This is a genomic window from Lactobacillus sp. 3B(2020) (genome assembly GCF_013487845.1).
GTDB classification, from domain to species: Bacteria; Bacillota; Bacilli; order Lactobacillales; family Lactobacillaceae; genus Limosilactobacillus; species Limosilactobacillus alvi.
Genome location: NZ_CP047410.1, coordinates 1,989,071 through 2,012,358 on the forward strand (window position 1 = coordinate 1,989,071; position 23,288 = coordinate 2,012,358).

At 43.3% G+C, this 23,288-nt stretch carries 21 protein-coding genes, 2 pseudogenes and 1 other annotated feature; of the genes and pseudogenes, 4 read left to right on the forward strand and 19 right to left on the reverse strand.

Features of this window, described 5'->3' with window-relative positions:
- From xrtG to GTO83_RS09895, 7 genes are all read right to left on the reverse strand, one after another.
- A complete protein-coding gene (gene xrtG, locus GTO83_RS09865) occupies window positions 1–591 on the reverse strand; it encodes an exosortase family protein XrtG (protein WP_180870834.1) in 591 nt (196 codons plus the stop codon).
- Window positions 588–2,126: a TIGR03766 family XrtG-associated glycosyltransferase gene (locus GTO83_RS09870; RefSeq protein WP_180870836.1), complete on the reverse strand. Its 1,539-nt coding sequence runs from the start codon at window positions 2,124–2,126 to the stop codon at window positions 588–590. The genes xrtG and GTO83_RS09870 overlap by 4 nt, the downstream gene beginning before the upstream one ends.
- A 252-nt stretch (window positions 2,127–2,378) precedes the next feature.
- A complete protein-coding gene (locus GTO83_RS09875; RefSeq protein WP_180870837.1) occupies window positions 2,379–3,206 on the reverse strand; it encodes a Firmicu-CTERM sorting domain-containing protein in 828 nt (275 codons plus the stop codon).
- 539 nt (window positions 3,207–3,745) lie between these two features.
- Window positions 3,746–4,666 carry a ribokinase gene (gene rbsK, locus GTO83_RS09880; protein WP_180870839.1) on the reverse strand — a complete coding sequence of 307 codons (921 nt, stop codon included), beginning with the start codon at window positions 4,664–4,666 and terminating at the stop codon, window positions 3,746–3,748.
- Window positions 4,667–4,773: 107 nt separating this feature from the next.
- Window positions 4,774–5,097, reverse strand: a complete 324-nt coding sequence (trxA, locus tag GTO83_RS09885) for a thioredoxin (RefSeq protein ID WP_180870841.1) — start codon at window positions 5,095–5,097, stop codon at window positions 4,774–4,776.
- A complete protein-coding gene (locus GTO83_RS09890; protein WP_180870843.1) occupies window positions 5,098–5,859 on the reverse strand; it encodes a TerC family protein in 762 nt (253 codons plus the stop codon).
- Window positions 5,860–5,874: 15 nt separating this feature from the next.
- Window positions 5,875–6,783: an RluA family pseudouridine synthase gene (locus GTO83_RS09895; RefSeq protein WP_180870844.1), complete on the reverse strand. Its 909-nt coding sequence runs from the start codon at window positions 6,781–6,783 to the stop codon at window positions 5,875–5,877.
- A gap of 110 nt (window positions 6,784–6,893) precedes the next feature.
- Between GTO83_RS09895 and GTO83_RS09900 the strand changes: the two genes are divergently transcribed.
- Both GTO83_RS09900 and GTO83_RS09905 read left to right on the forward strand, forming a co-directional pair.
- On the forward strand, window positions 6,894–7,808 hold the full coding sequence (locus GTO83_RS09900) for a magnesium transporter CorA family protein (protein ID WP_180870846.1): 915 nt from the start codon (window positions 6,894–6,896) through the stop codon (window positions 7,806–7,808).
- A 1-nt stretch (window position 7,809) separates the two neighbouring features.
- Window positions 7,810–8,110 (forward strand): annotated as a pseudogene (locus GTO83_RS09905) (DNA-3-methyladenine glycosylase); the annotation flags it as partial.
- A gap of 253 nt (window positions 8,111–8,363) precedes the next feature.
- On the opposite strand, the gene GTO83_RS09910 reads toward GTO83_RS09905, so the two are convergent.
- From GTO83_RS09910 to GTO83_RS09955, 10 genes are all read right to left on the reverse strand, one after another.
- Window positions 8,364–9,509 carry an IMP dehydrogenase gene (locus tag GTO83_RS09910; RefSeq protein WP_180870848.1) on the reverse strand — a complete coding sequence of 382 codons (1,146 nt, stop codon included), beginning with the start codon at window positions 9,507–9,509 and terminating at the stop codon, window positions 8,364–8,366.
- Between the two features lie 180 nt (window positions 9,510–9,689).
- A complete protein-coding gene (locus tag GTO83_RS09915; RefSeq protein ID WP_180870850.1) occupies window positions 9,690–10,460 on the reverse strand; it encodes a DUF1129 domain-containing protein in 771 nt (256 codons plus the stop codon).
- 37 nt (window positions 10,461–10,497) lie between these two features.
- Entirely contained in the window at window positions 10,498–11,595 is a 1,098-nt protein-coding gene (gene ychF / locus GTO83_RS09920) for a redox-regulated ATPase YchF (protein ID WP_180870852.1), read from the reverse strand.
- Between the two features lie 21 nt (window positions 11,596–11,616).
- Window positions 11,617–11,826, reverse strand: coding sequence for a DUF951 domain-containing protein (locus GTO83_RS09925; protein WP_180870853.1), 210 nt, complete (start codon window positions 11,824–11,826; stop codon window positions 11,617–11,619).
- Window positions 11,827–11,842: 16 nt separating this feature from the next.
- Window positions 11,843–12,718 (reverse strand): ParB/RepB/Spo0J family partition protein, encoded by an 876-nt coding sequence (locus GTO83_RS09930; protein WP_180870855.1) that lies wholly within the window; start codon window positions 12,716–12,718, stop codon window positions 11,843–11,845.
- A 15-nt stretch (window positions 12,719–12,733) separates the two neighbouring features.
- Entirely contained in the window at window positions 12,734–13,684 is a 951-nt protein-coding gene (locus GTO83_RS09935) for a ParB/RepB/Spo0J family partition protein (RefSeq protein ID WP_180870857.1), read from the reverse strand.
- Window positions 13,685–13,694: 10 nt separating this feature from the next.
- A complete protein-coding gene (gene rsmG / locus GTO83_RS09940) occupies window positions 13,695–14,426 on the reverse strand; it encodes a 16S rRNA (guanine(527)-N(7))-methyltransferase RsmG (RefSeq protein ID WP_180870859.1) in 732 nt (243 codons plus the stop codon).
- Between the two features lie 226 nt (window positions 14,427–14,652).
- Window positions 14,653–15,567 (reverse strand): ribonucleoside hydrolase RihC, encoded by a 915-nt coding sequence (gene rihC / locus GTO83_RS09945; protein ID WP_180870860.1) that lies wholly within the window; start codon window positions 15,565–15,567, stop codon window positions 14,653–14,655.
- Window positions 15,568–15,813: 246 nt separating this feature from the next.
- Window positions 15,814–17,031: a NupC/NupG family nucleoside CNT transporter gene (locus GTO83_RS09950; RefSeq protein ID WP_180870862.1), complete on the reverse strand. Its 1,218-nt coding sequence runs from the start codon at window positions 17,029–17,031 to the stop codon at window positions 15,814–15,816.
- An 812-nt stretch (window positions 17,032–17,843) separates the two neighbouring features.
- Window positions 17,844–19,193, reverse strand: coding sequence for an amino acid permease (locus GTO83_RS09955; protein ID WP_180870864.1), 1,350 nt, complete (start codon window positions 19,191–19,193; stop codon window positions 17,844–17,846).
- A 376-nt stretch (window positions 19,194–19,569) separates the two neighbouring features.
- Window positions 19,570–19,790: a binding site (T-box leader), on the forward strand.
- A gap of 55 nt (window positions 19,791–19,845) precedes the next feature.
- On the opposite strand from GTO83_RS09955, the gene GTO83_RS09960 reads away from it, so the two are divergent.
- Entirely contained in the window at window positions 19,846–20,664 is an 819-nt protein-coding gene (locus tag GTO83_RS09960; RefSeq protein WP_180870866.1) for a homoserine O-succinyltransferase, read from the forward strand.
- 12 nt (window positions 20,665–20,676) lie between these two features.
- The gene (locus GTO83_RS09965) at window positions 20,677–21,810 is read left to right on the forward strand and encodes a homoserine dehydrogenase (protein ID WP_180870868.1); all 1,134 of its coding nucleotides are present in this window, start codon (window positions 20,677–20,679) and stop codon (window positions 21,808–21,810) included.
- A gap of 201 nt (window positions 21,811–22,011) precedes the next feature.
- On the opposite strand, the pseudogene GTO83_RS11020 reads toward GTO83_RS09965, so the two are convergent.
- Both GTO83_RS11020 and GTO83_RS09970 read right to left on the reverse strand, forming a co-directional pair.
- Window positions 22,012–22,143: pseudogene (locus GTO83_RS11020) on the reverse strand (IS110 family transposase); the annotation flags it as partial.
- 15 nt (window positions 22,144–22,158) lie between these two features.
- The gene (locus tag GTO83_RS09970; RefSeq protein WP_180870869.1) at window positions 22,159–23,286 is read right to left on the reverse strand and encodes a PLP-dependent aspartate aminotransferase family protein; all 1,128 of its coding nucleotides are present in this window, start codon (window positions 23,284–23,286) and stop codon (window positions 22,159–22,161) included.
- Between the last annotated feature and the right edge of the window lie 2 nt (window positions 23,287–23,288).

Consider the following 23,288-nt stretch of genomic DNA (forward strand, 5'->3'; position numbering starts at 1 on the left):
CTACTTACCTCCATAGTTAAAGCGAGAACCGGCTTGATCAAACTGAACCCGTGTAAAGACGTTGTAGTAGAGAATAATTACAAGCACATAGAAAATAATCCGCCCCAAGACCGAGTGAACAATAAAGAAGGCCCCGCTTCCAGCATAATACAAGATGGAAGCAATTAAGGCTAAGCGGAAAACGTTCGCTAAGAAAATCCACCCGGTTCCCATAAAGGTCAATTTAATCTTTTGGTCCCGTTCATACATCGGGTAGAACCATAAGAGACTTAAGTAAGCAATGGTTTCAATAATCCCTGAACACTCATAATCGACAAAGAGCAACACGAGGCCGTGCGCATTTTTAATACTGATCATCCCGTTAATGTAGGAACTGGTATAGAGACCCGTTAAGTCGCCCCACCAACCAGTAACCTGAGTCACGACTGCCGATAAAAGCCAAACAAAGTAAGCCCGCGCAGAAAAGGCCATGATTAAGAAGAGGCCAATACTACCGAGCCAAAAGTGAATTGCTTGTAAGTGCGCTCGGTTGACGACCGAAAGCAAATAAAGCCAGACTATCGTCCCTAGAATAATCCATCCATTAATCATTTTGCTTCACGCTCCTTTCGCAGCCCAGTTACAACTAACAGGCGAGCAATTTGTTGCTTGGCAGCTGGTAACAGGAGCGCCCCCAAAATCAACATTTCCGGTAAAACTTGAATTAAATAACGACTTCGGACCCCTTCAAATAGAAGCAAGAAGGCATAGGTTCCTAAAATTGTTAGTCGGAAGCCATTTACCATAACCCCCTTTTCCTGCCAACCAGCAACTAGAACAATTAACAAGGCAACCCAAGCAATTTGGGCAACAAAACGGAAAGTTGCAACGTTAGCCCCCTTTGGATAAAGGAAAGTCTGAAAGAGCCAGCGCCAATCTGAAGATGGTTTACCGGCATGCATAAAGGTTCCTTCTCCTAACCAACCAAAGGTCCCATCTGCCGTATTGTAACCTTGCTTTTGGATTAAGAACCAAAGGTGACCCCAGAAACCATCTTCTTGTAAGTGTTGCTTTAGCATCTTCTTAGAATAGGCAACCTTATCAGCCCGCTTGGGTAACTTTGCCATTGCAAGCGCTTCTTTTGTGCTATATTCTCCCCGGGGTTGACCTTGGCCAATACTTAAGAAGTGAATAGATGGGACTTCAAGCTCCCGATTAATCTTAATAAAGGATTGATGATCTTGGTAAGTTACTCCTTGACGGTAGGTTGCATAACCACTCCCCGCCAAAAGGAGCATTAACCAAATGCCCATTCCCAGCCGCTGCCAGGTTAAGCGCCGACAACTAGCAATTATAACTACAGCCCCGATTCCAATTACCAAAATGATCCCCGATGGCTTCATGAAATAAGTCAAACTCATTCCAACTCCGGCAATCAAGGCAAAGAGACTTCGCCACCAAATTGCCCATTTCTTAGCGGTACCAACTAAACCAACGAGGGTTAATGAAACCAACGGTAAAACCCAGGTATCGGTATAAGGCACGATAATACTCGGGAACAACAATAATCCAAATCCTTGGAGGTACCACATCGTCTTAATTTGTTGCGGATTAATTAGGGCGACCGTCACTACATTTAATAAAGCCGCAATATCAACAAAAACTAAAGTTGCCCAGTCAAGAGTCAGCCAGCTCGTACTCCCCAAGAGTTTTGAGACGCCCACTTCCGCCAAAAGTAACGGCAAATTATTTGTGTTTTGGCTAAAGTATCCCCGTTGATTAATCCCAGTTGGATCGACAAGGGCCCGGTGAACCATGTAAGCATCAAAGCCAATCGTTGGGTGGGTAGCTAAAATCAATCCCCCTTGAACTATCAATACCAAAAAACCAAATAAGAGCATCCCCCACCAACCAGTTTTTTGGCGATACCAATTAATTCCCCGGCGGATTGGATTATCCGTAATTAAAATCACTACTAATAGACATAGAGCCGCTAACACTACCAAGGTGACCCAGGTAGTCGTCTCAGCCGCTAATAAAAAATTTTGTGAAAGTAGCGCATAGTATAACGTTAACCCCGTCAACAGGAAAAAGGCCCCCGTGATTAGCCGACGGACGCCTCGCCAAATATGATCACTTAATCGCATCTATCTCTTCCTTTTGTAATCCCCAATATTTCTACCATTTAAAAATCCCACTATCAGTTCTAGCTAAAATAACTACCATTATCAATTGGTAACCGTGGCCAGCGCTAGAACCTTTGCATTTAATTTCAATGGAGCAGTTGCTAAAGCTCCACCTACTTCCCCAATCGCTATCTGAACTGTGAAGGCTAATGATGCAGTTCAATTTTTATCTAGCGATACGATCTCTCCATTTCTGACCGCTTTCTTCGTTCATTACAAGGTAACCAACTCATGTTTCCGTTGTTTCCGTTGCCAGAAGAAAATACCACTGCTACCGATTCCGATGCTTAGGATTGCCATTACAACTAGAAAGTATGGACCAGTACTTAAACCAACTTTAGTAATTCCCTGACCGTCATTCAATTGCCCGGGCTGATTAAAATTCCATTTGGTTGATTGATTGGTTTTAACCCCATATTTTCCTAATGCCAGGTACGGAACGGCAAAGGTCATCTCCTGAATACCATTTGAACCTTCATAAACATAGGCCCCATTCTTAATCGTATTGGTATAGTAATTATTACCGTTCAAATCAACAACTTGGACGTCAACGTATACCCCTTTTCCCCGATTTAGCCCCCATGGGTTAAAGATCGTACCGGTTTGAGGATCCAGGAGATTAATCGAAAATGACTCCCCATTAACCTTAATGATGTAGTCATTTGGTTGTATCTTCACATATCCACCTTGAGCCCCAACCTTATTTGGATCCTGCATCCGGACCCAACCATATACGTTCCGATCGTCAGTCGTAAAACGAGCTTGGTGGAGATTAAAGTTATCATAACTTTTGTGCCAGTCGTCAATCGGATAGTTCTTCCAGTCACTAAAATAGTTTAACCGGATTAAATCGTCTTGGTGGGCTTTAAACTCCCCTGTCCGATTATTCCATTTTCCAATATCTTCTCCCCATCTTTCGCCAACTTGAAGGGTGCTGTAAAAATGAGCGGAGGCTGCGGAAGCTTTAATTATATTAAAACAACAACTTCCCCCAAAAATAACGCCGAATAAAAGTAATATTTTAACTGTTTTCTTAATCATGATTTCAAAATCATCCCAATATAGTATTTCCAATCCAGTGATCCCTAAATTTCAAATCCACTACTTTATTTTGACCACGCTGACTCCATTATGAATGCCATTTGCTTAACTCCCGCCGAAAAGGAAAGCGTTAACTGTTCCCCTTACCGGAAAAAGGCTTTGCCAGTAATCAATCTGCCAAACCCTTTTACTTACTTTATTAAATCTTACAAATCGATTATTTAATACCTCGTAATTTTAATTTTTTTATCAAACGATTGTCAACACCCTCACGTATTTGGTTTTAAAACTGGTTAAATTCACCGGCACTTGATAAATCAAGCTTTGAGGGAAACTAACCAATCTTTTAATACACATACTTAATAAAATTAAGGATATATATTAAAAAAGCAAACCGGTTATAAACCGATCTGCTTTTTTGCGAACTTAAATTGTTACTTTTTTTTGCGAAATTTAACCGTTACATACGAAGAAATTGCAAAAACGACAATAAAAATTAAAAGATAAATCATTTTTCTTGAATTTCTAATATCAATCGATTAATCATTAAGTGCTGCTTGAACTTCACTCGCCGTTGGAATTGATGGCATAGCCCCCATCCGTTGAACGGTCAAACTGGAAGCCCGTTGAGCGTATACCAAGGCATCAGCAACATTACTCAAATCCTTACTCAATTGGGAAGTCAAGGCCCCAATAAAGGTATCACCGGCCGCCGTGGTGTCAATCGCTTTAACTTTAAAGGCCGGAACGATACCATGGCCGTGTGGTGTTGAATAAAATACCCCTCGAGAACCTAAAGTGATTAAGAGGTTAGCAACGCCGTGATCCTTAAAGTATTCAGCCGTCTTAAGCATTGCTTCTTCACTATCAACGGCAATCCCCGTCAAAACTTCACTTTCGGATTCATTTGGAATTACCACGTCCGTAACTGCCAAGAGTTCCGGTAAAATTTCCTTTGCTGGTGCTGGGTTTAAAATCGTAACTACCCCGTGTTCCTTTGCTAATTTGAAAGCCGCTGCCGTAACCGCTTGTGGCGTTTCAAATTGGGCAATTAAAAAGTCCACCTTTTCAAGGAGGTCTTCTGTCCCGGCCAAAAGGCTTTCATCCATTCCAAAGTTCGCCCCGGGGTAGACCATAATATCATTTTGCCCGTTTGCATCTAGGGTAATAACAGCCGCCCCAGTTCCATGTCGTGGATCATTCTTTAGGAACTTAGTATCAATACCATCTTCTTGAAGGGCTTCACGCATAAACTTTCCTTCATTATCTTCGCCAACCATCCCAATAAAGGAAAGTTGCGCTCCAGAACGCGCCGCTGCTACCGCTTGGTTAGCACCCTTACCACCTGGAGCGGAACTCTTATCGTTAGCTGAGATTGTCTCCCCAGGTTGTGGGAACCGGGTAACATGGTAAGTAGTATCAACATTAATGCTTCCTAAAACGGCGATTCGATTGGTCATGATTTTCCTCCTGCAGTTGGCTTCTAACGTAAAAGGTTTTACGAATATTTCACTTTAAAAGATACCATGATCTCGCCCCACTCGCAAGCGCTTTACCAAGTTTTATTTTACTTTTCTTCAGCTAGCTTCCGATTTAAGTAGTGGGCAAGCTTTTCTTTGGGGTAAATACCGGTCACTTTTTCCTTGGCAACTCCATCTTTAAAGAGAACTAAGCTTGGAATACTCATCACCTTATAGCGTTGAGGAATCGTCTCGCTCTGTTCAACATCGAACTGTACAAACTTTATCCGATCCCCAAATTCCTGTTCTAACTGTTCAAGAACGGGCGCCATGATCTTACACGGTCCACACCAATCAGCCCAAAAATCAACAAGGGTCATTGGTCCACCCAATTGTTCATCAAAATTTGCTGGTGTTGCTTCAATTGCCATTTACTTCTCCTTTGTCTTTGGCTTACGCCGTAAAAAGTGAATTGCGATCGTAGCGGCAAAAATTACTAAAATAAAAGTTCCAAAGGCCCCCGACGAGATTTCAATATCAATCGCTGGCACGGTCAAGAAGAGCTTTACGGCAATCACCGCAATTAATAAATAAGCCATCGGTTCCAATTCTGGAATTTTACGCATTAGCTTCATAATCACTTCTGCAATTCCCCGCATACACAAGATCCCAATTAAGCCCCCGATTAAAACGATTACCGGGTTACTTGAGACTGCCAAGGCTGCTAATACTGAGTCAATTGAGAAAACAATATCCGTAAACTCAATCTGTGCTACTACGGCCCAAAACCGTTTCCGACCAGTTAATTTACTAGCGACGCGCTGTTTTTTTTGTTTATGAATTGGTTTCTTACCAAAAAACTTTACGTGGAAGAAACGGTAGGACATGTACATTAAGTAAGCTGCCCCTAAAGCTTTGATCTCCCAAAAATGAATAAGGTAAGTTCCAATTCCAATCACCACAAAACGGAACAAATATGAACCCCAAATCCCATAAAAAAGCGATTCTTCTTGTTCCCGTAAAGTTGGCAAGACCCGCGTCTGGGCTGCTAAAACCACCGCATTATCAACTGACAAAAGGCATTCCATCATAACTAACGACAGTATAATCAGCCAATCCTGTCCCGATGTAACCACCATTTTCCAGTTTTCAAAATCAAAAAAGGGCCCGTAGAGCTGTTGTAAAAGTGACAATTAAATCCTCCTTTATTAATCTGATTGCCATAATTTTACCAAATTATGCGGAAAAGCGGTAGGGATTGGGGCCTGAATTTCACAAACTTGATTGCTAAACGGTAAAACTAACTTTTGGGTAATCCCATGAAGTAACAGCTGTCCACCTTGAACTGGGTTATAAAGCGGATCACCAATAATTGGATGACCGCTGTAAGCTAAATGGACCCGTAGTTGATGGGTTCGGCCAGTCCCTAAAGTAAGGTGGACTAAAGACTGCTGTCCATTAGTCCCGACTACTTGATAATATGTCAAAGCAGTTTGCGCCCCGGGCCCATTCACTTGTCGCTTCCGTTTATCGGTTAAATCCCGTCCAATTGGCCACGTAAACTGCCCTTGACTTTGATCAAACTGGCCCTCGACCACTGCTAAGTAAGCACGGTGAATTTTACCGATACTAATTTGGCGATCCAGAATCGGCACCACCACTGGATTTTTGGCGACGATTACGGCTCCGCTCGTAGCCTGGTCAATTCGATGAACCATATAAGCGGCGGCTTGCGGTTGCTTTTGGAGGTACCCAGCAACCTCATTCATTAACGTCCCCGTTTCCCCCTTTTGATTGGGATGGGTTTTCTGACCGGCGGGCTTATTCACTACTAAAAGGTCACGATTTTCATACAGAATTAATAATTGGGGGCTGCGATTCGGAATATAATTTGATGTTGGTGTCCGAAATTCATCCCCTAAAAAGGTTAGTTGAATCCGATCACCGACTGCGACCATTTGATTCATTGAATAATATTGGCCATTCACCAAAACATTTTGTCGGATCCGTAAATAATGGACAAATCGATGGGGCAAAAGCCAAGTTCGCTCTAGTAATTGGCGAAGTGGTTGCTTTCCTTGGTGTTTACCTACCACTACATCTAGTTGCCATTGCATTTTTCTCTCCTATTATTTCCCAGGAAATTATTTTCCAAGCTAGAACTTTACTTTTGACAAAAATCAGTGTTGAATTAATTATAGGATACTGTTTTTGGAGGTGGAGCTCAATGTTAAGTTCAGTCAAAATTAATGCCCGGGGACACTGGGTTAGCGTCTTTGAGCCCCTCCCCCGGGAACGACAAGATCTTTATAACAAATATGAAGTTACCCCGGCCCTGTTAGATTATGCGATTGACCCTTACGAAAAGGCCCGGGTTGAAATTGATCGGGATGCTGGCGTAACCCTACTGATTTTTGACGTTTATGTACCTACTCACAAACTTTCAGCTCCCCAAACGGCACCAATCGGGATTATGCTCACTAAAAACAACGTTCTAACTTTTACGAATGCTCAAACTAACTTTGTAAATGGTTTAATCGCCGAACATCTTCGTAAAATGAAGGCGCGGGGAGCAATTGCGGATCAGATTGACTTTATTTTGCCAATTCTCTATACGCTCTCGACCAATTACTTTCAACCAATTCGGCGGGCTGATATTCAACGCCAACAAATCCAACGAAGCTTGGAAGAGCGTACCGAGCGAAAAGCCATTTCCGAATTTTTGGAAATTGAAACGGGACTCGTCTATATTTTAACTTCCCTTCAAGGAAATGTTTCCCTTCTTCAAGAATTTCAACGGCGGTTCGCCACCCAAATGAGTCAAGACCAACAAGACGAACTTGATGATGTCATCATTGAAGCTCAGCAAGGTTTAGAGATGGCGCAAATGACTTCTGACGTTTCGGCACGGGTTTCTGACGCCTACAGTAAAGTCCTCGATTCAAACCTAAACCAAACCATGAAGTTATTAACAATCTTTTCAATTCTCGTTTCAATTCCCCCAATTGTTTCGGGTTTCTATGGTCAAAACGTCAAAACGCTTCCTTTTGCTAATGGTGACTGGGCTTGGCAAATCACCCTCATCATTACCATTATATTGATGGCAATTTCACTAATCTTCATGCGCCGGTGGTGGAAATAAAATGTTAACCCCTTATCAAGAGTTCTTTACCGGCCGACCGTCCACTCAAATTGCTCAAGACCTATTAGGAAAGCCTTTAAGGGCGCCGGACGGCTGATACGGAATCGTTTTATGGACAACCAGGTAACATTTATCTTTACCAGATTCGGGGCCACTATTGCTTTGACGTTGTGGCTCAACCAATTAACATTCCTCAAAGAATTTTAATCCGCGGATTTGAACCCCATTGGGGACAGTCCCAAATGGAAGCTAATCGGGGCCAAATTGGCTTAAATCTCAGTAATGGTCCGGCAAAATTAATTTCCAATATATTAAAGCAGATAATAAAGAAGGTGGGAAGAAACTTGAGCTTCTTCCCACCTTCTTTGTCATCTCCGAATGTTACTCAGTAACTACGATCTAGCAATAATCAAGTGAACATTGCCTTTTTAACAACATCAGAATAATTACGATGTCCTTAAATTTACATTGACCGCTAGTAATCAGCTTTGGTGCGCTGGATTCCAACCCAGCCATCGAGAATGTTTTTGCTCGATCTTTTCCACTTAACGGGACTTACTTGTTATAGTTAGGGGCATCCTTAGTGATTTGAACATCATGAGGGTGTGATTCCCGCAAACCAGCGTTGGAAATTTGTACAAATTGAGCATTATCAATCAAGGATTGAATATCCGGAGCACCGCAGTACCCCATGCCGCTCCGCAGGCCACCAACCATTTGGAAGATGATGTCAGCAACGTCACCCTTGTATTCAACCCGAGCTTCAATTCCTTCCGGAACCAACTTATTAGCTTCGTTAACGCCACCTTGGAAGTAACGGTCAGAAGAGCCATGCGCTTGCGCCATCGCCCCAACAGAACCCATACCACGGTAGGACTTGTACTTTTTACCATTATCTTCAAAGACTTCCCCTGGAGCTTCAGTCGTCCCAGAGAACATTGAGCCCAACATTACGGCATTTCCACCGGCAGCAATGGCTTTAACAATGTCACCAGAGTACTTAATCCCACCATCAGCAATGATTGGCTTACCGTATTCCTTAGCCGCCGTAGCAGCATCGTAAATTGCTGTGATTTGAGGAACCCCAACCCCAGCAATTACCCGCGTGGTACAAATTGAACCAGGACCGATCCCAACCTTGACAACATCAACTCCGGCATCAAAGAGGGCACGCGTAGCATCACCAGTTGCGACGTTCCCAGCAATCAGAGTTTGCGTTGGGTAATGTTGACGGATTTCCTTAATCTTCCGTAATACCCCAGCAGAGTGGCCATGAGCCGTATCGATAACAATCGCATCAGCCCCGGCTTCAAATAATGCTTCAGCCCGTTCAAAAGTGTCAGATGTAACCCCAACTGCAGCTGCAACCAAGAGACGGTTTTGATCATCAACGGCTGCCTTAGCAAAGTTTCCATTTAAGGAAACGCCCTTAACGTTGGCAACTTCACCAGCTTGGGCTTGGATCGACATGTTCTTGTGAATAACGCCAAGGCCCCCTTGTAAGGCCATAGCAATTGCCATTGAGCTTTCAGTAACCGTATCCATCCCGGCACTAATAAACGGTAAGTTCAACTTCAAGTTCTTGGCCAATTGAACACTTAAGTCAACTTCGTTCGGTAAAACATGGCTTTCCGCCGGAATCAATAACACGTCATCAAACGTAATTCCCTTTTTTGCGAACTTTGTATCCCAGTTTGACATTAATCTTACACTCCCTTATGAATTTTAAATCTGAATTGTGACTAGGATACTAGGAATTTACCTAATCGTCAAGGAAAATGTGGGAAAGAGGTTGGGAAGAAACTAATTACGCCACCAGTCTAAAAGGTTGGAACGTAGCCAGGCCAAACCCATCACTAAATAGACGCTCTTTCCCGCAATTTAATTCCGCCGCCGTTGGCTCCCAAAGAGGGCATTGGTAATATTAAACTTCGACCGTAAGTAAAGGTCACCAGCAAAACCAGCTAATCCGAGGATAACGTAGACCCACTTGTTAAGTACGGGGTTAATCACGTTTGGCATTAAAGCCGTTAAACCGTAAACCGCAATCCAAGTTACTAATCCAAGAATAATCACTGCTGTCCGGTACCAAAGTGATCGCTTAACTAGTCGGCCGTTAGCGTCAACCTTAGGCCGAATCAACTTCATTAAGCAACCAAAGAGCGCCCCACCAGCTAAGGCAACGATAATAATTGCCGTTAACCCAGCGTTTCCGTTATGACCACCTGGGGCCAGGGCCTTGGGACTCGTAAAGGCAAGGACCCCAAACATAATCGTAAAGATAGCAAAGAACATCAAGGCATTATCCGCTGCCAACATCCAAATATTGGTATTTTCTTGCTTAGCCTCAACTTCCTTCTTTGGATGAAGCAATTCATGGGCATAGGCCGTTGGGGTCCCAAACATCCCCTTTGCCGTCTTGGCCGTCTTTTGGCCTTCCAAAAGAGCGTCCATCGTCTGTTGGATCAATGCTGATTTCTTTTCGGCCGTTGCTCCTTGAGCATCCAACTGCTTATTCAATTGGAACATAAACTCTTCGTTCTTCCGGGTTAAACCATACTCTTGAAAAGCCCGGCCCGTTGCTTGTTGTTCTTGCTTTTGATGTTGCTTTTGCCGTTCACCAGCCGCCGCATTCCGTCCTTGTTCACTCACAATAAAAAACTCCTCTTAATTAACCATCACCGCTAAATTAAACATTAAAGCGGAATTCTACAATGTCTCCATCTTGCATGACATAGTCTTTTCCTTCTAGGCGAAGCTTTCCGGCTTCCTTGACCTTAGCTGGCGAACCATATTCATCTAGGTCGCTAAAGGACATTACTTCAGCCCGGATAAAGCCCCGTTCAAAGTCAGAGTGGATAATCCCGGCTGCTTGCGGAGCCTTCGTTCCCCGTCGGAAAGTCCAAGCCCGGGTTTCCTTACCCCCAGCCGTGAAGAAAGTTTCAAGACCTAGCAACTTATAGGCCGCCCGAATCAACCGATTCAAGCCCGGTTCCTCAACACCTTCCATTTCCAGGAAGTCCTGCTTTTCTGCTTCATCCATTTCAGCAATTTGTTCTTCGGCAGCTGCCGAAACTCCAATGACTTCCCCTTCGCCGTTAACGTGTTCCCGAATGGCATCCATGTACTTATTACCATCCGGATTAGCCATGTCTTCTTCACCAATATTAGCAACATAAAGAACTGGTTTTGTGGTTAAGAGGAATAAGCCCTTCACAATCTTCTTTTCATCATCATCAAAGTCAATCGTCCGTGCACTCTTACCATCTTCAAGGACTGGCTTCAACTTTTCAAGGACCGCTAATTCAGCTAAGGCATCCTTGTCCCGTCCTTTAGCGGCCCGTTGAACCTTAGCAAGGCGATTATTAACGGCCTCCAAGTCAGCCATGATCAATTCCAAGTTGATGGTATCAATATCATCAATCGGATCAACCTTCCCCGTTACGTGGGTAATATCGTCATCATCAAAGGCCCGCACAACGTGAACAATCGCATCTGTTTGTCGAATATTTTCAAGGAACTTGTTCCCAAGGCCTTCCCCTTTCGACGCCCCTTTGACAATCCCGGCAATATCAGTAAATTCAAAGGTCGTTGGCACAATCTTTTTGGCGGGAATCAGCTCATCAATCCGGTCTAACCGATTGTCTGGAACTTCCACCATTCCCACATTTGGTTCGATTGTGGCAAAGGGGTAGTTAGCCATTTCAGCTCCGGCCTTCGTAATTGCGTTAAATAAAGTTGACTTCCCGACGTTTGGAAGCCCAACAATCCCTGCAGTTAATGACATAGTAATTCTAGTTCCTTTCTCTTAGTGCGCTTCGTTTGCTTCTTGATTAGCGGGTTCGAGGACCTTTTTAATCCGCTTGTTAAAGTGATACCGATCCATCATTACAATGTGACCACAGCCCGTGCATTCAATCTTCATGTCTGCGCCAACCCGGATAATCTTCCAGCGATTAACCCCACATGGATGCGGCTTTTTCATCATTACAATATCGTTTAATTCGTATTCAACCATGCTTAGCCCTCCATAATTAATCGAAACTTACCCCTAATAATTCCAAAACCCGATTTAACTCATCCGTTGATTGGTACGGAATTTCAATTTTTCCGTGATCAGGTTGGTTACCGCTAAAGGAAACCTTCGTCCCAAACCGCCGTTGGAGTTGGTCAGTTGCTTCTCGCAGATAAGGGTTAAGCTTTGGCGCTGGTTTAGCTTGCTTAACCGGTTTTACCTGTCCGTTTTCCTTCGCCACAATTTCTTCTAGTTGCCGAACCGTTAAGTTTTCCTTAACGGCCCGCTTAGCTAAGGTAACCACTGCCGACTTATCCCTTAGGCCGAGCAAAGTCCGAGCCTGTCCCATTGAGAGTTGTCGCTTAGCCACTAACTCCTTAACTGTATCAGGAAGCCCCAATAAGCGGAGGTAGTTAGCGATATACGGCCGCGACTTGCCAAGGCGACTAGCGACTTCCGCCTGAGTCAAGTTCAATTTTTCAATTAACGTTTGGTAAGCTTGAGCCTCTTCTAGTGGCGTTAAGTCTTCTCGTTGGAGGTTTTCTAAAACGGCAACTTCCATCATCTCCGCATCATTCATCTGGCGAATGATTGCGGGAATTGTCCTTTGGTGAGCCAATTCGGAAGCCCGAAAACGTCGCTCACCAGCAATTAATTCATACCGCGCTAGTTTTGGATCTGGTTGCCGTAAAATTACCGGTTGAAAAACTCCCGATTTTTTAATTGAGTCAGCTAACTCGGCTAACGTTTCCTGATCAAAGCTCCGCCGGGGTTGGTATGGATTGGGGCGAATTTCTTTTAAGGCCACCTCCTCAATCACTTCCCCAGCGGCTTCTTTCGCCATCAAAGCTTCCATGTTTTTCTTTAAGCGTAAACGTTTTTTCCCTCTTGCCATTCCTTATCATCCATTCTATTTATTGCTATCATTTTGTGGACGCACTGTAATTGTCAATTGATAGCCGTCTGCAAGTTTCTTTTGCCGGACTGTTGCTTTAAAGCCGTTATCCTTCACCAACTTAACCGACTTTTTAATTGTGTTAATCGCAATTTGCGGATCACTAACACTAATCTTTGCCTTTTTCTTCGAAGCTTTCTTTTTAACCCCTTTAGGCGATGTAGTTGGCGCTTCCTTAGGCGTGGTCACCGGCGTTTCATTAGCTAAGGGGGCTTCTTCTTTTACTGGAGTAATTGATTTAGCTGCTTGATCCGTTGGCAAGACCTGGCCTTGTAATTCAGCAACTGCTTGTTCAGTCTGACGAACATTAAGCTTTTCGTTGACGATCCGCATTAACATATTGCGTTGCTCATCATCAGTTAAACCTAAGAGGGCCCGCCCGTGACGTTCAGTAATCATCCCGTCAAGAATTGCGTTTTGAACCGGTTCAATCAAGTTTAATAACCGCAGTTTATTCGCGACTGTGGACTGACTTTTGCCAACCCCTTTCGCCAAGGTTTGCTGGGTTAAGTGATTCAAGTCCATCAATTTCTTATAAGCCCGAGCTTCTTCAACTGAACTCAATTGGGCCCGTTGCAAGTTTTCAATTAAAGCTAAGGAAGCTGATTCCTTATCACTCATCTTTTCAACAATTGCCGGGGCCTTTTCCCATTCTAGCAGTTGCATTGCGCGAAAACGCCGCTCGCCAGCGATGATTTCGTACTTGGCTGCCTTATATTCCCGCAAAATAATCGGTTGTAACAATCCGTGTTCTTCAATTGTATGGGCAAGTTCTTGAATTTCGTGCTTATCGAAAACTTGTCGCGGTTGATACCGATTTGGTTCAATTTGCTTGAGTGGAATTTCAACCACCTGATTTTTGGCCGGTGTTGATTTTGAACCGAAATTAAATAATGAAAATGCCATGTTTCTCCCCCTACTTTAATGGCTTTTTACTTGGTAAACCAGGCCGCCGTGGATATTTCTTCGGTGTTGCCGCTACCTTGTTAATCAGAATGAGGTTTCGTTGTTCCGGTTCTGGTTTAGTTGGTAAAACCAGTTGCATTGTTGTACTGACCTTCCCACCCAAAGTGGTAATTGCTTTTTGGGCGTCTTGAAGCTCCTCGGCAGCAGCGGCAGCTTTATAAGCCAAGAACTCACCACCAACCTTGACAGCTGGCAAACACAACTCACTCAAAACACTTAGTCGCGCCACTGCTCGCGCGGTTACCAAGTCAAATTGTTCCCGGTAATCACTTTGCTTATTGCTAAAATCTTCGGCCCGGGCATGAACTAATTCAACCTCCGTCAATCCTAGCTTGCCAACCAGTTCCCGTAAAAAGTCGATTCGTTTGTTTAACGAATCCACAATCGTTACCTTTAATTGTGGAAAAGCAATCTTTAATGGTAATGACGGAAAACCAGCTCCCGCTCCAATATCGCATAAACGAAGGGATAATTCTTTTAACTTTGGTTCCGCAAACGCCCCCATGATTGAATCATAAAAGTGTTTTAAGTACACATCTTCCTCGGCGGTAATTCGGGTTAAGTTAAGGTGTTGATTAACTTCAATTAAATAATGATAGTATTGATCAAATTGGGCCATTTGGGTAGCATTTAAATCAATCCCCATTTGGGCTAAGGCCGCTTGAAATTGTTCTGGCTTCATTTTATTCGTCCTTTCCGTGGAACATTAATGTTTCACGCTCTTTTTAACTTTATCCTATTTTCCGCTTCAATTCAACCATTCCCAGTATTTCCCGGGTAATATTTTCCCTCAAAAAAGGCTACCAATCCAATTCATGCCAAAGCTAAGTTTGCTTTGACACTAAATTAGAAATTGGTAGCCTAAATTAATTATTAAGCTCTAGCAGATTAGCAGATTTTCTCTCGTCCTACTTCATATGTGAGACTTCTTCTAAGAACCACTTATTGAAGGCGTCGGCATCAATATCGACACATACTTCAGCATTCGTCTTACCATCATGATAAGCGCCCCGGATATCGGCGACCATCCCACCAATTGCGGGGCCATCAGTTTGGATGTCGACCCATAACTTCTTTGTAGTGTAAGCTTCTGGGTGAAGCAAGTAGAAGATCGTGTTAACATCGTGCATTGGGTGACCATCACCACTAACGTCATTGTAATGGCTAATCAAGCCGTACAACATCTTCCCGGTTTCATTCATTGTCTTCAAAGCGTTAAGGGTTTCGGACGTAATCAAGGCCTTTAAGGTTACGTCCAGGCCAACCGTAACAATCGGTACCCCAGAATTATACATAATCTTAGCCGCATCTGGGTCAGTGAAGACGTTAAATTCGGCAATACTGGTCATGTTTCCACCAGAAATGGAGCCACCCATGGCAATAATCTTTTTGATGTGCGACTTAACTTCTGGATATTGGCTAAAGAGTAAGGCAATGTTGGTATAAGAGCCAGTTGGCACCAAAATCACTTCATCTTCGGCCATGATTGCGTCATGCAAAGCTTCAACCGCTGACTTCTTGATTGGTTCACCATAGTCATCACCAAAGTCGTAACCTTCCATTCCGGAAGCCCCATGAATCCGGGCCGCATCTTCAAATGGCTTGATTAATGGTTGTTGAGCGCCCATGGCAACTGGAATTTCCTTGTCCTTACCAAAGAAGTGAACAATCTTTAAGGCATTCGCCGTCGTCTTATCAACGGTAACGTTCCCCGCAACTGCCGTAACCAACTTCAAATCAATTGCAGGGTCATTAATAGCCATCGTTAAAGCCGCTGCGTCATCAATCCCTGGGTCAGTGTCCATAATAATTTTCATGGTCATGATAATTCCTCCTTAAATTAGCTGTAAACGCTTTTACTAAGTGGTAAAAAGAAAGGGCTGGGAAGAAATTCAGGTTTCTCTCCAGCCTCTTTAACATCCCCGAATCTTATTCGGAAACTACGGTCGAAAACTACGGCCTTAGCGGATAAGTTCAAACCGCAAAACGATTTTGGCAAAGCAACCTTTGCTTTTCTTATCCTTTCTAGGCCGTTAAGCAGGTTTTCTCCCGACCGCTCTTTTTATTGACTACCAAGCAAAGAGGCCAACGAAGGCTGCTGAAAGCAGTGATACTAAGATCCCTGACAGCAAAAGGTAACCAATATTTTGTGCGATGTAGTCGTTATCTTCCTTACCAACAAGTCCTTTAAAGGCCCCGATAATCATTCCGAGCGTTCCAAAGTTAGCAAATGAAGTTACGAAGGTTGTCAAAACAGCCTTGTAGTGTTCTGGGTAATGCATGATTGAACCAGTTACCTTACCCATAACAACGAATTCGTTCGTAACTAACTTCATCCCCATATCTTGGGCTAAGCCCCAGGCTTGGTCGAGTGGTAACCCCATCAACCAAGCAAATGGGAACATAATCACCCCAAGGATGCTTTCCAAGGAGAGCGGTTGCCCAGCAAATGGCTTCCCAAAGAGCGCCAAGATGGCATCAATCAAAGCAGCTAAAGCAACAAAGGCAACAACGTTAGCAATGATGATTAAAATCAGCTTACCAGCGCCCAAGATGGAGTCCCCAAGGAAGCTAAAGAATGGTTCCTTCTTACCATCTTCATTAGCCTTAACCGTTTCGATGGTATCTTCTTCTTCTGAAACGTGAATTGGGTTTAAAATGGTTGTCGCAATCAAAGCGTTAACAATGTTAATTGGAACGGCTGTCAAAATATATTGACCAGGCATCATTTCAATATAAGCCCCAAGAATTGATGCGGTAACACAGCTCATGGACATCATGGCAATTGTTAAGTTCCGTTCCTTGTTCATCTTCCGAAGTTGCATCCCAGAGATGGCAAGCACTTCAGTGTTTCCTAAGAACATCATTTCAACTGCAAAGAAAGATTCGAACTTTGGTTGACCAGTAATAAAGGAAAGACCCTTCCCAATCCACTTAATGATCCAAGGTAATAATCCGATATAAGTCAAGATATCAAACATTGGAACAATCATCAGGATTGGCATCAAAGCCGAACAAATGAAGTTGAGGTTCTTGGCATCATACCAACCACCAAGAGCAAACACAGTCCCCTTTGCAGAGACGTTAACAATCCAAGCGAAGCCATCAGCTGCTGCCTTAACCCCGGCCCGACCAGCTGGAGAACTAGTCAAGAACCAAGCAAGAATTAAGTTCAAGACAACCATGATACCAACGGCCTTCCAGTTAATCTCTTTCTTCCTCTTGGAGAATAAGAAAGCCACTCCCAAGAAGATGATTAACCCAAGAATATTAATTGCAAGATACATGGATCTAACACCTTTCTATAAAAATACAAGAATAAATGCAAATCATAAGATTCTGTCAGTGTAAGCGCTAGCAAAATCTTATTACTGAAATAAATATACCGGGTGTTGGCAAACTTGTAAACCCACCCAAAATTCCCAACTTTGTGAAATCACTATAACATTTTCCTAAAATGTTCGTCGATATACCGTTTTACTTGGAAAATGAAACCGCATCACCAAAGATAACGGTTTCACAAACTTACCAAAATTTTTTTTCTAGCGGGGACTTATCTAGACCATTTTTGCTTATTAGTGATATTTTAAAATAACACAAACAATTGCAACTCCAATAGAGAAATTGTTCCGATTTAACTACTAATCATGCTAAGTATTTTCCTTTAACGTAAAACATTTTACTTTTTTATCTTTGTATTCACTAACAATCAAATTTTTGCAGATAATACTTATTTTTAGTCATTAGACCGCTGCTACCTTCATATTTTGGGCCTAATTCTGCAAAAAAACCACCTCGTACGGCACGAACGAGGTGGTTAATTGGGAAAGACTAATTAGCCGTTGCGACCACTGATTTGATTTATCGTATCTCTTAATTAACACATTTACTAGCTTAAATATTTTGCATGTTAAGGGGTAAATGCCCTACTTTAGATTATAGACACTCGACATTAGTCTTTAGGAATTTTAAATGGGTTGGTTTTTATGGGGTGATTTTCGCTTGATTTACACAAGCGATTCTTCTTGACAACGGACTTTATCCTTTCCACATTTTTATTATATGATAACCATTTAGCGGAAAGCAAATGAAAAGGCTTTTATTTTACTTGTTTTCTCCAAATTTGCGCAATCAAGAATAGGATTGCGAAGAAAATCAACGAAATGATTAGCGATAACCGCGTCGCCTTAATAAAGAATAAAACGATAATAATTGCCACAAAAAAGGCAATAGTCAGCCAACTTGTAAAAGGAAAACCTGGCATTGCAAAGTTATTTCCTGCCGGTGCCTGCTTGCGGTATTTAATGTGGCAGAGCAGAATAATAATCCAAACAAAAATGAAATTAATTGTGGATACTCCCGAAATTACATTGAAGACGCCTTCCGGAATTATATAGTTTAAAATGACCACGATAAACAGAATTAAGGATGAAAAACGCATCGCATTTACTGGGACAGCTTGCCGGCTTAGCTTTTGGAAGGCCTTGGGACCATTCCCCCCTTGCGATAGGGAGTAAAGGGACCGACTAGTTGAAAAAATACAACTATTGGTGGCAGACATTGCAGCGGTTAAAACGACAAAATTTAGGATCCCGGCTGCACCGGTAATCCCAATCCCGGCAAAGACCTGAACAAAGGGACTGGATGTCATTTTAATATCATGCCATGGGTATACTGCCATAATCGCCAGCATCGAACCAACGTAAAAGAGCCCAATTCGCATTGGCAAGGTATTAATTGCCTTGGGAATATCTTCATTCGGATTAGCGGTTTCACCAGCTGTTAACCCCACCATTTCAATCCCAACAAAGGCGAAGGTTGCCATTTGAAAGGACATTAGAAAACCAACGGGGCCCTTAGGGAAGAAACCACCGTAGTTGACTAAGTTAGCCAAACTGGCCGTCCCACTGGAAGTCTTAGTGTGGAAAATTACCATTAACAACCCGACAACAATCAAGGCTAGGATAGCTATGACCTTAATCATCGAGAACCAACTTTCTAGTTCCCCAAACAACCCCACATTAATCATGTTTACCAACATTAATAGCATCAGAATAATTAGTGGTCCGACCCATCGTGGTAAGCTTGGGAACCAGTACTGTAAGTAAATTCCAGTCGCTGTTAAATCGGCCATGGCTAAAGTTAACCAACAGGACCAATACGTCCAGCCAGCTACAAATTCCATCCGATCTCCCATGTATTCTTTAACCGAATCGATAAAGGAATGCTTACTTGGATCAGCAAGTAATAATTCCCCTAAGGCCCGCATCATAAAAAAACAAAAAATCCCAACGATTAGGTAAGTTAAAATTAACGACGGGCCAGCCGCATGGATAGCACTCCCGGAACCTAAGAACAATCCCGTTCCGATCGCCCCACCAATAGCAATCATCGTAATATGCCGACTCTTTAGTGAACGCGACAAATGCCGCTCCTGCTTTTCTTCCATAATTCTCTCCTCTCTAAATCAAACTAAAAACGTCCCTAGCTGTACTAGCTAGGGACGTTTATTAACGCGGTTCCACCCAAGTTTAAGGTCTAAAATTAGACCTCCTCTCGGTCGATATTGGAACCACCCAAATTCAATCTTTAATGCCATATTATGACCACCAGTTCTCAACTTCCCTGGCTCTCTGTTAGGTCATCAAGACGCGTGCACGCTTTTGTCTATGTGATTTCCATTATACGGACTTTCTCGCAATTGTCAAACAATTATTGGGATCATTCTCATTTTTATGGTTGACCAAATTATTCGCAATTGGCGAAAATTAGCGGTTGACTTTCACTCTTCTGATGGTTAAATTAGAGTTAACTTAATTTAAGATGAGAATCTATTGATAAGAAGAGTAACAATGGCCGTCCCTTCCAGAGAGAAAACAGGTGGTGTGAGTTTTCGGGACTTAAGTTGTGAAGATGAGCTTATCGGAAGTAGTGGGGTTAATTAGCTACCACTACCGGTTGCACCCGATATCGTGCCGGGGATGTTTGTCCCTTGAGGCCCTTTTCGGGTAAATTTGGGTGGTACCACGAAGTCTTCGTCCCATTGGTTGTTCAAACCAGGGACGGAGGCTTTTTTGTTTGCAATATAGGAGGAATTTTTTATGACAGTTTATCCAACTAATGGTTTAGCTCGCTGGCATCAACTCTGGCCAGTCAAAACTGAGGCTAATTACCAAATTTTAATCGTTAACTTAATGCCTACTAAGCAAGTTACCGAACTACAATTTTTAAATCTTTTGGCACATACCAACCTTAATTGTCAGGTCACTTTTGCTTATCCAAGCAGCCATCATTTCAAAAACACTGATGCTTCCCTAATCAAACAAACTTATCAACCCTTATCTCAGATCTGGGGGCGCTCCTTTGATGCCTTGATTGTAACTGGGGCACCTGTTGAAAAACTACCTTTTTTCGCCGTTGATTACTGGCATGAATTTTGCCACTTAGTCCAATGGAGTCAAACCCACTGTGAGCGGGTAATCTTTGAATGCTGGGCTACCTTAGCCGCCTTATATGTCCAATATCGCATCCCCAAAACTACTTGTTCGCAAAAGCTATTTGGCATTTATCAAGGAGTGTGCGCTACATCGAATCCCCTCTTGCAAGGCCTTAAAGCCTTACCAATGCCTCAATCACGCCACAGCAAACTCCTTTTACCAACAGTTTTACCAGCTGACCTGCACGTTATCGCCAGTCATCCCCAACTCGACGCCATGGTTCTTGCTAGTCACAATAACCACACTGTTTACATTACTGGTCATCCTGAATATTCCACAATGACTTTGGATCAAGAATATCGGCGTGATCAAGCCCAGCATCAGTCAATTTTACCCCCAACCAATTATTACCAACATCACCAAATCATTAATACTTGGCAAACCGCTAGCCAGACGCTATACCGCAACTGGCTCCAAATTTAGGGAGGAATTGCAATGAAAAAACATCTTGCTCTACTTGGCCTAGGAACAATCGGTCAAGCGGTTTTCAACGAACTCTTAGCCACCATTGCTCCTGACTGGCAATTAGACTGGGTTGTTGTTAAACATCTCAAACGTCACCTGGGGTTGCCTTTACCAACTACGACTCGTCTAACTACCGACTGGCACCGAGCAGTGAACGATCCCCAAGTCGACGTTGTAATCGAATTGATTGGCGGCACCACCGTTGCCAAAAAAATTGTGACCACGGCTCTCCAATTAGGAAAACAAGTTATTACGGCAAACAAAGATCTAATTGCGACCTCTGGTAATGAACTTAGTCGGCTAGCTCACGATAACGGCGGGGCTTTAGCCTATGAGGCAGCAGTTGCTGGCGGAATTCCAATCATTCGAACAATCCAAGAAAGCTTGGCTCCAGATCGCATCACCGGGATCAGCGGCATCTTAAATGGAACTAGTAATTATATTCTCACCGCTATTCAGAATCAAGGCTTAACATACCAAGCTGCCCTCAAGCAAGCCCAAATTAATGGCTATGCCGAAGCAAACCCAACCAAAGACCTCAATGGCATCGATGCTAGCTATAAGTTAATTATTCTTGTTCGCTTAATTTTTCGCTCCCGACTCACACTTCTACAATTATCACCGCAAGGAATTGATCAACTTTCACCACGCATTTTTAACGTTGCCAACCATTTTCAGCGGCAAATTAAACTAGTTGCTCAGGCTCAAATGGTTAACGGAACCCTATATGCTGGTGTCTATCCGCTCGCTTTGACGCCAACCCATCCCCTCGCCCAAGTAAACGGAGTTACCAACGCCATCACTGTCGATAGTGACCTCGTTGGGACCTCAACTTACCTTGGACCCGGTGCTGGTGGACCCGCAACTGCCAATAGTGTCTTAGCTGATCTGCAAGCTTTTATTCGCAACGATTATCACCACAACAATCCTTGTTTACCAGCGGCTCAGTTTGCCTCCCCATTAAACCAACCTCACGCTTACCTAATCGTTGGCAAAACAACCCCTGCCCAAATTACCCCACCAATTACCCCCCAAGCCCTAGCAACCTATCAAGCGAACGATCCTACCCTAGCGTGGGTCGTTGCTGAATCAGAAAGATTATAATTACTATTAATCAGTGAAAAGAGGTTGGGAAAAAAGCTCCTTGACGGCCTGGTTGGGATAAGAAGAACGAAGGTTGATTCATTAGAATCGGCCTTTCGTTCGCACTTATCCACTAAGGCCGTGCTTTTTGACCTTAGTCACTCAGTAACATTCGGAGATGAAAAAAGAAGCCGGAAAGAAACTCATGTTTCTTCCCGGTCTCTCTTCTTTTAAACGATAGTAATAATCAACGATATGGCAAGGCGCATGATGCTGTTGGCGGATCATATTACCAACCGCAAAGTAGCCTAACTTCCAGGCAATTGGCTTGCCGCGTTTATTAATGTGATCTTTTATAGCGTCCTTTACTTATTTTTCGCTCAGCGCTTGTTCCAAATCCGCGATCAAATCTTGGGGATCTTCTAAACCAACTGAGAGACGCAGAAGTTGCGGCGTAATCCCGAGACGGGCTCGTTGATTCTCGGCAACATCGGCATGGGTTTGGTAATAAGGAATCGTAATTAAGCTTTCTACTCCACCCAAACTTTCCGCAAAGCTAATGACTTTCACGTGGTTTAAAAGATGTTCAACTTGAGCTTCACTTTGGAGATAAAAAGATACCATCCCCCCTTTTCCGGGATACAAAACCTTCGTTACTTGGGGAGCTTGTTTTAAGTACTCTACCACCGCTTGAGCGTTACTAGTATGCCGTTGCATCCGTACACTCAAAGTCTTCAAACTACGCAGTAATAACCAGGAATCAAAGGTACTCATCGTATCACCCGTCGTGAGGTAGTAATCATAATATTCTTTGGCGAGTTCATCATCTTTACAGACCAACACCCCACCAAGTAAATCGTTATGCCCAGAAAGATATTTCGTAGCTGAATGGACGACAATATCAGCGCCTAAAGTCAATGGCCGTTGATAAACCGGCGTTAAGAAGGTGTTATCGACCGCTACGAGGACCTGCGGATTTTTGGCATGAACTTGATTGGCAATCGTTTGAATATCTAATTGTTTCATCGTGGGATTCGATGGGGTTTCTAACCAAATCAAGCGGGTTTTGGCAGTAATTTGGGCTATTAGATCCGCTACTTTTTCTCCATTCCATTGTTTAAAATGAATTCCAGCATGGCTTTCCAGATAGCGGAAATAGCGGAAATCACCTCCGTAAAGGTCATCCAAAGAAATGACTTCCTCCCCCGTTTTTAAAATACTTAAAGCCAGTTGAATGGCTGCCATCCCGGAACTCAAAGCAAAAGCATGGGTTCCAGCTTCCAGTTGGGCTAAGGTCTTTTCCAACACGCGCCGGTTGGGGGTGGCTAGCCGGGAATAAGTGTAGCCAGTCGTAGCATCAAAGTTTCGGGCGGCTTGTAAACTTGGGTGCCGATAGTTTGACGATAAATACAACGGAAAGGCAACGGCCCCATTGGGATCAGCGTGACTTCCCGCTTGGGCAGCTAAAGTATCAAAGGTAAGGTTTTCTTTTGGCATAA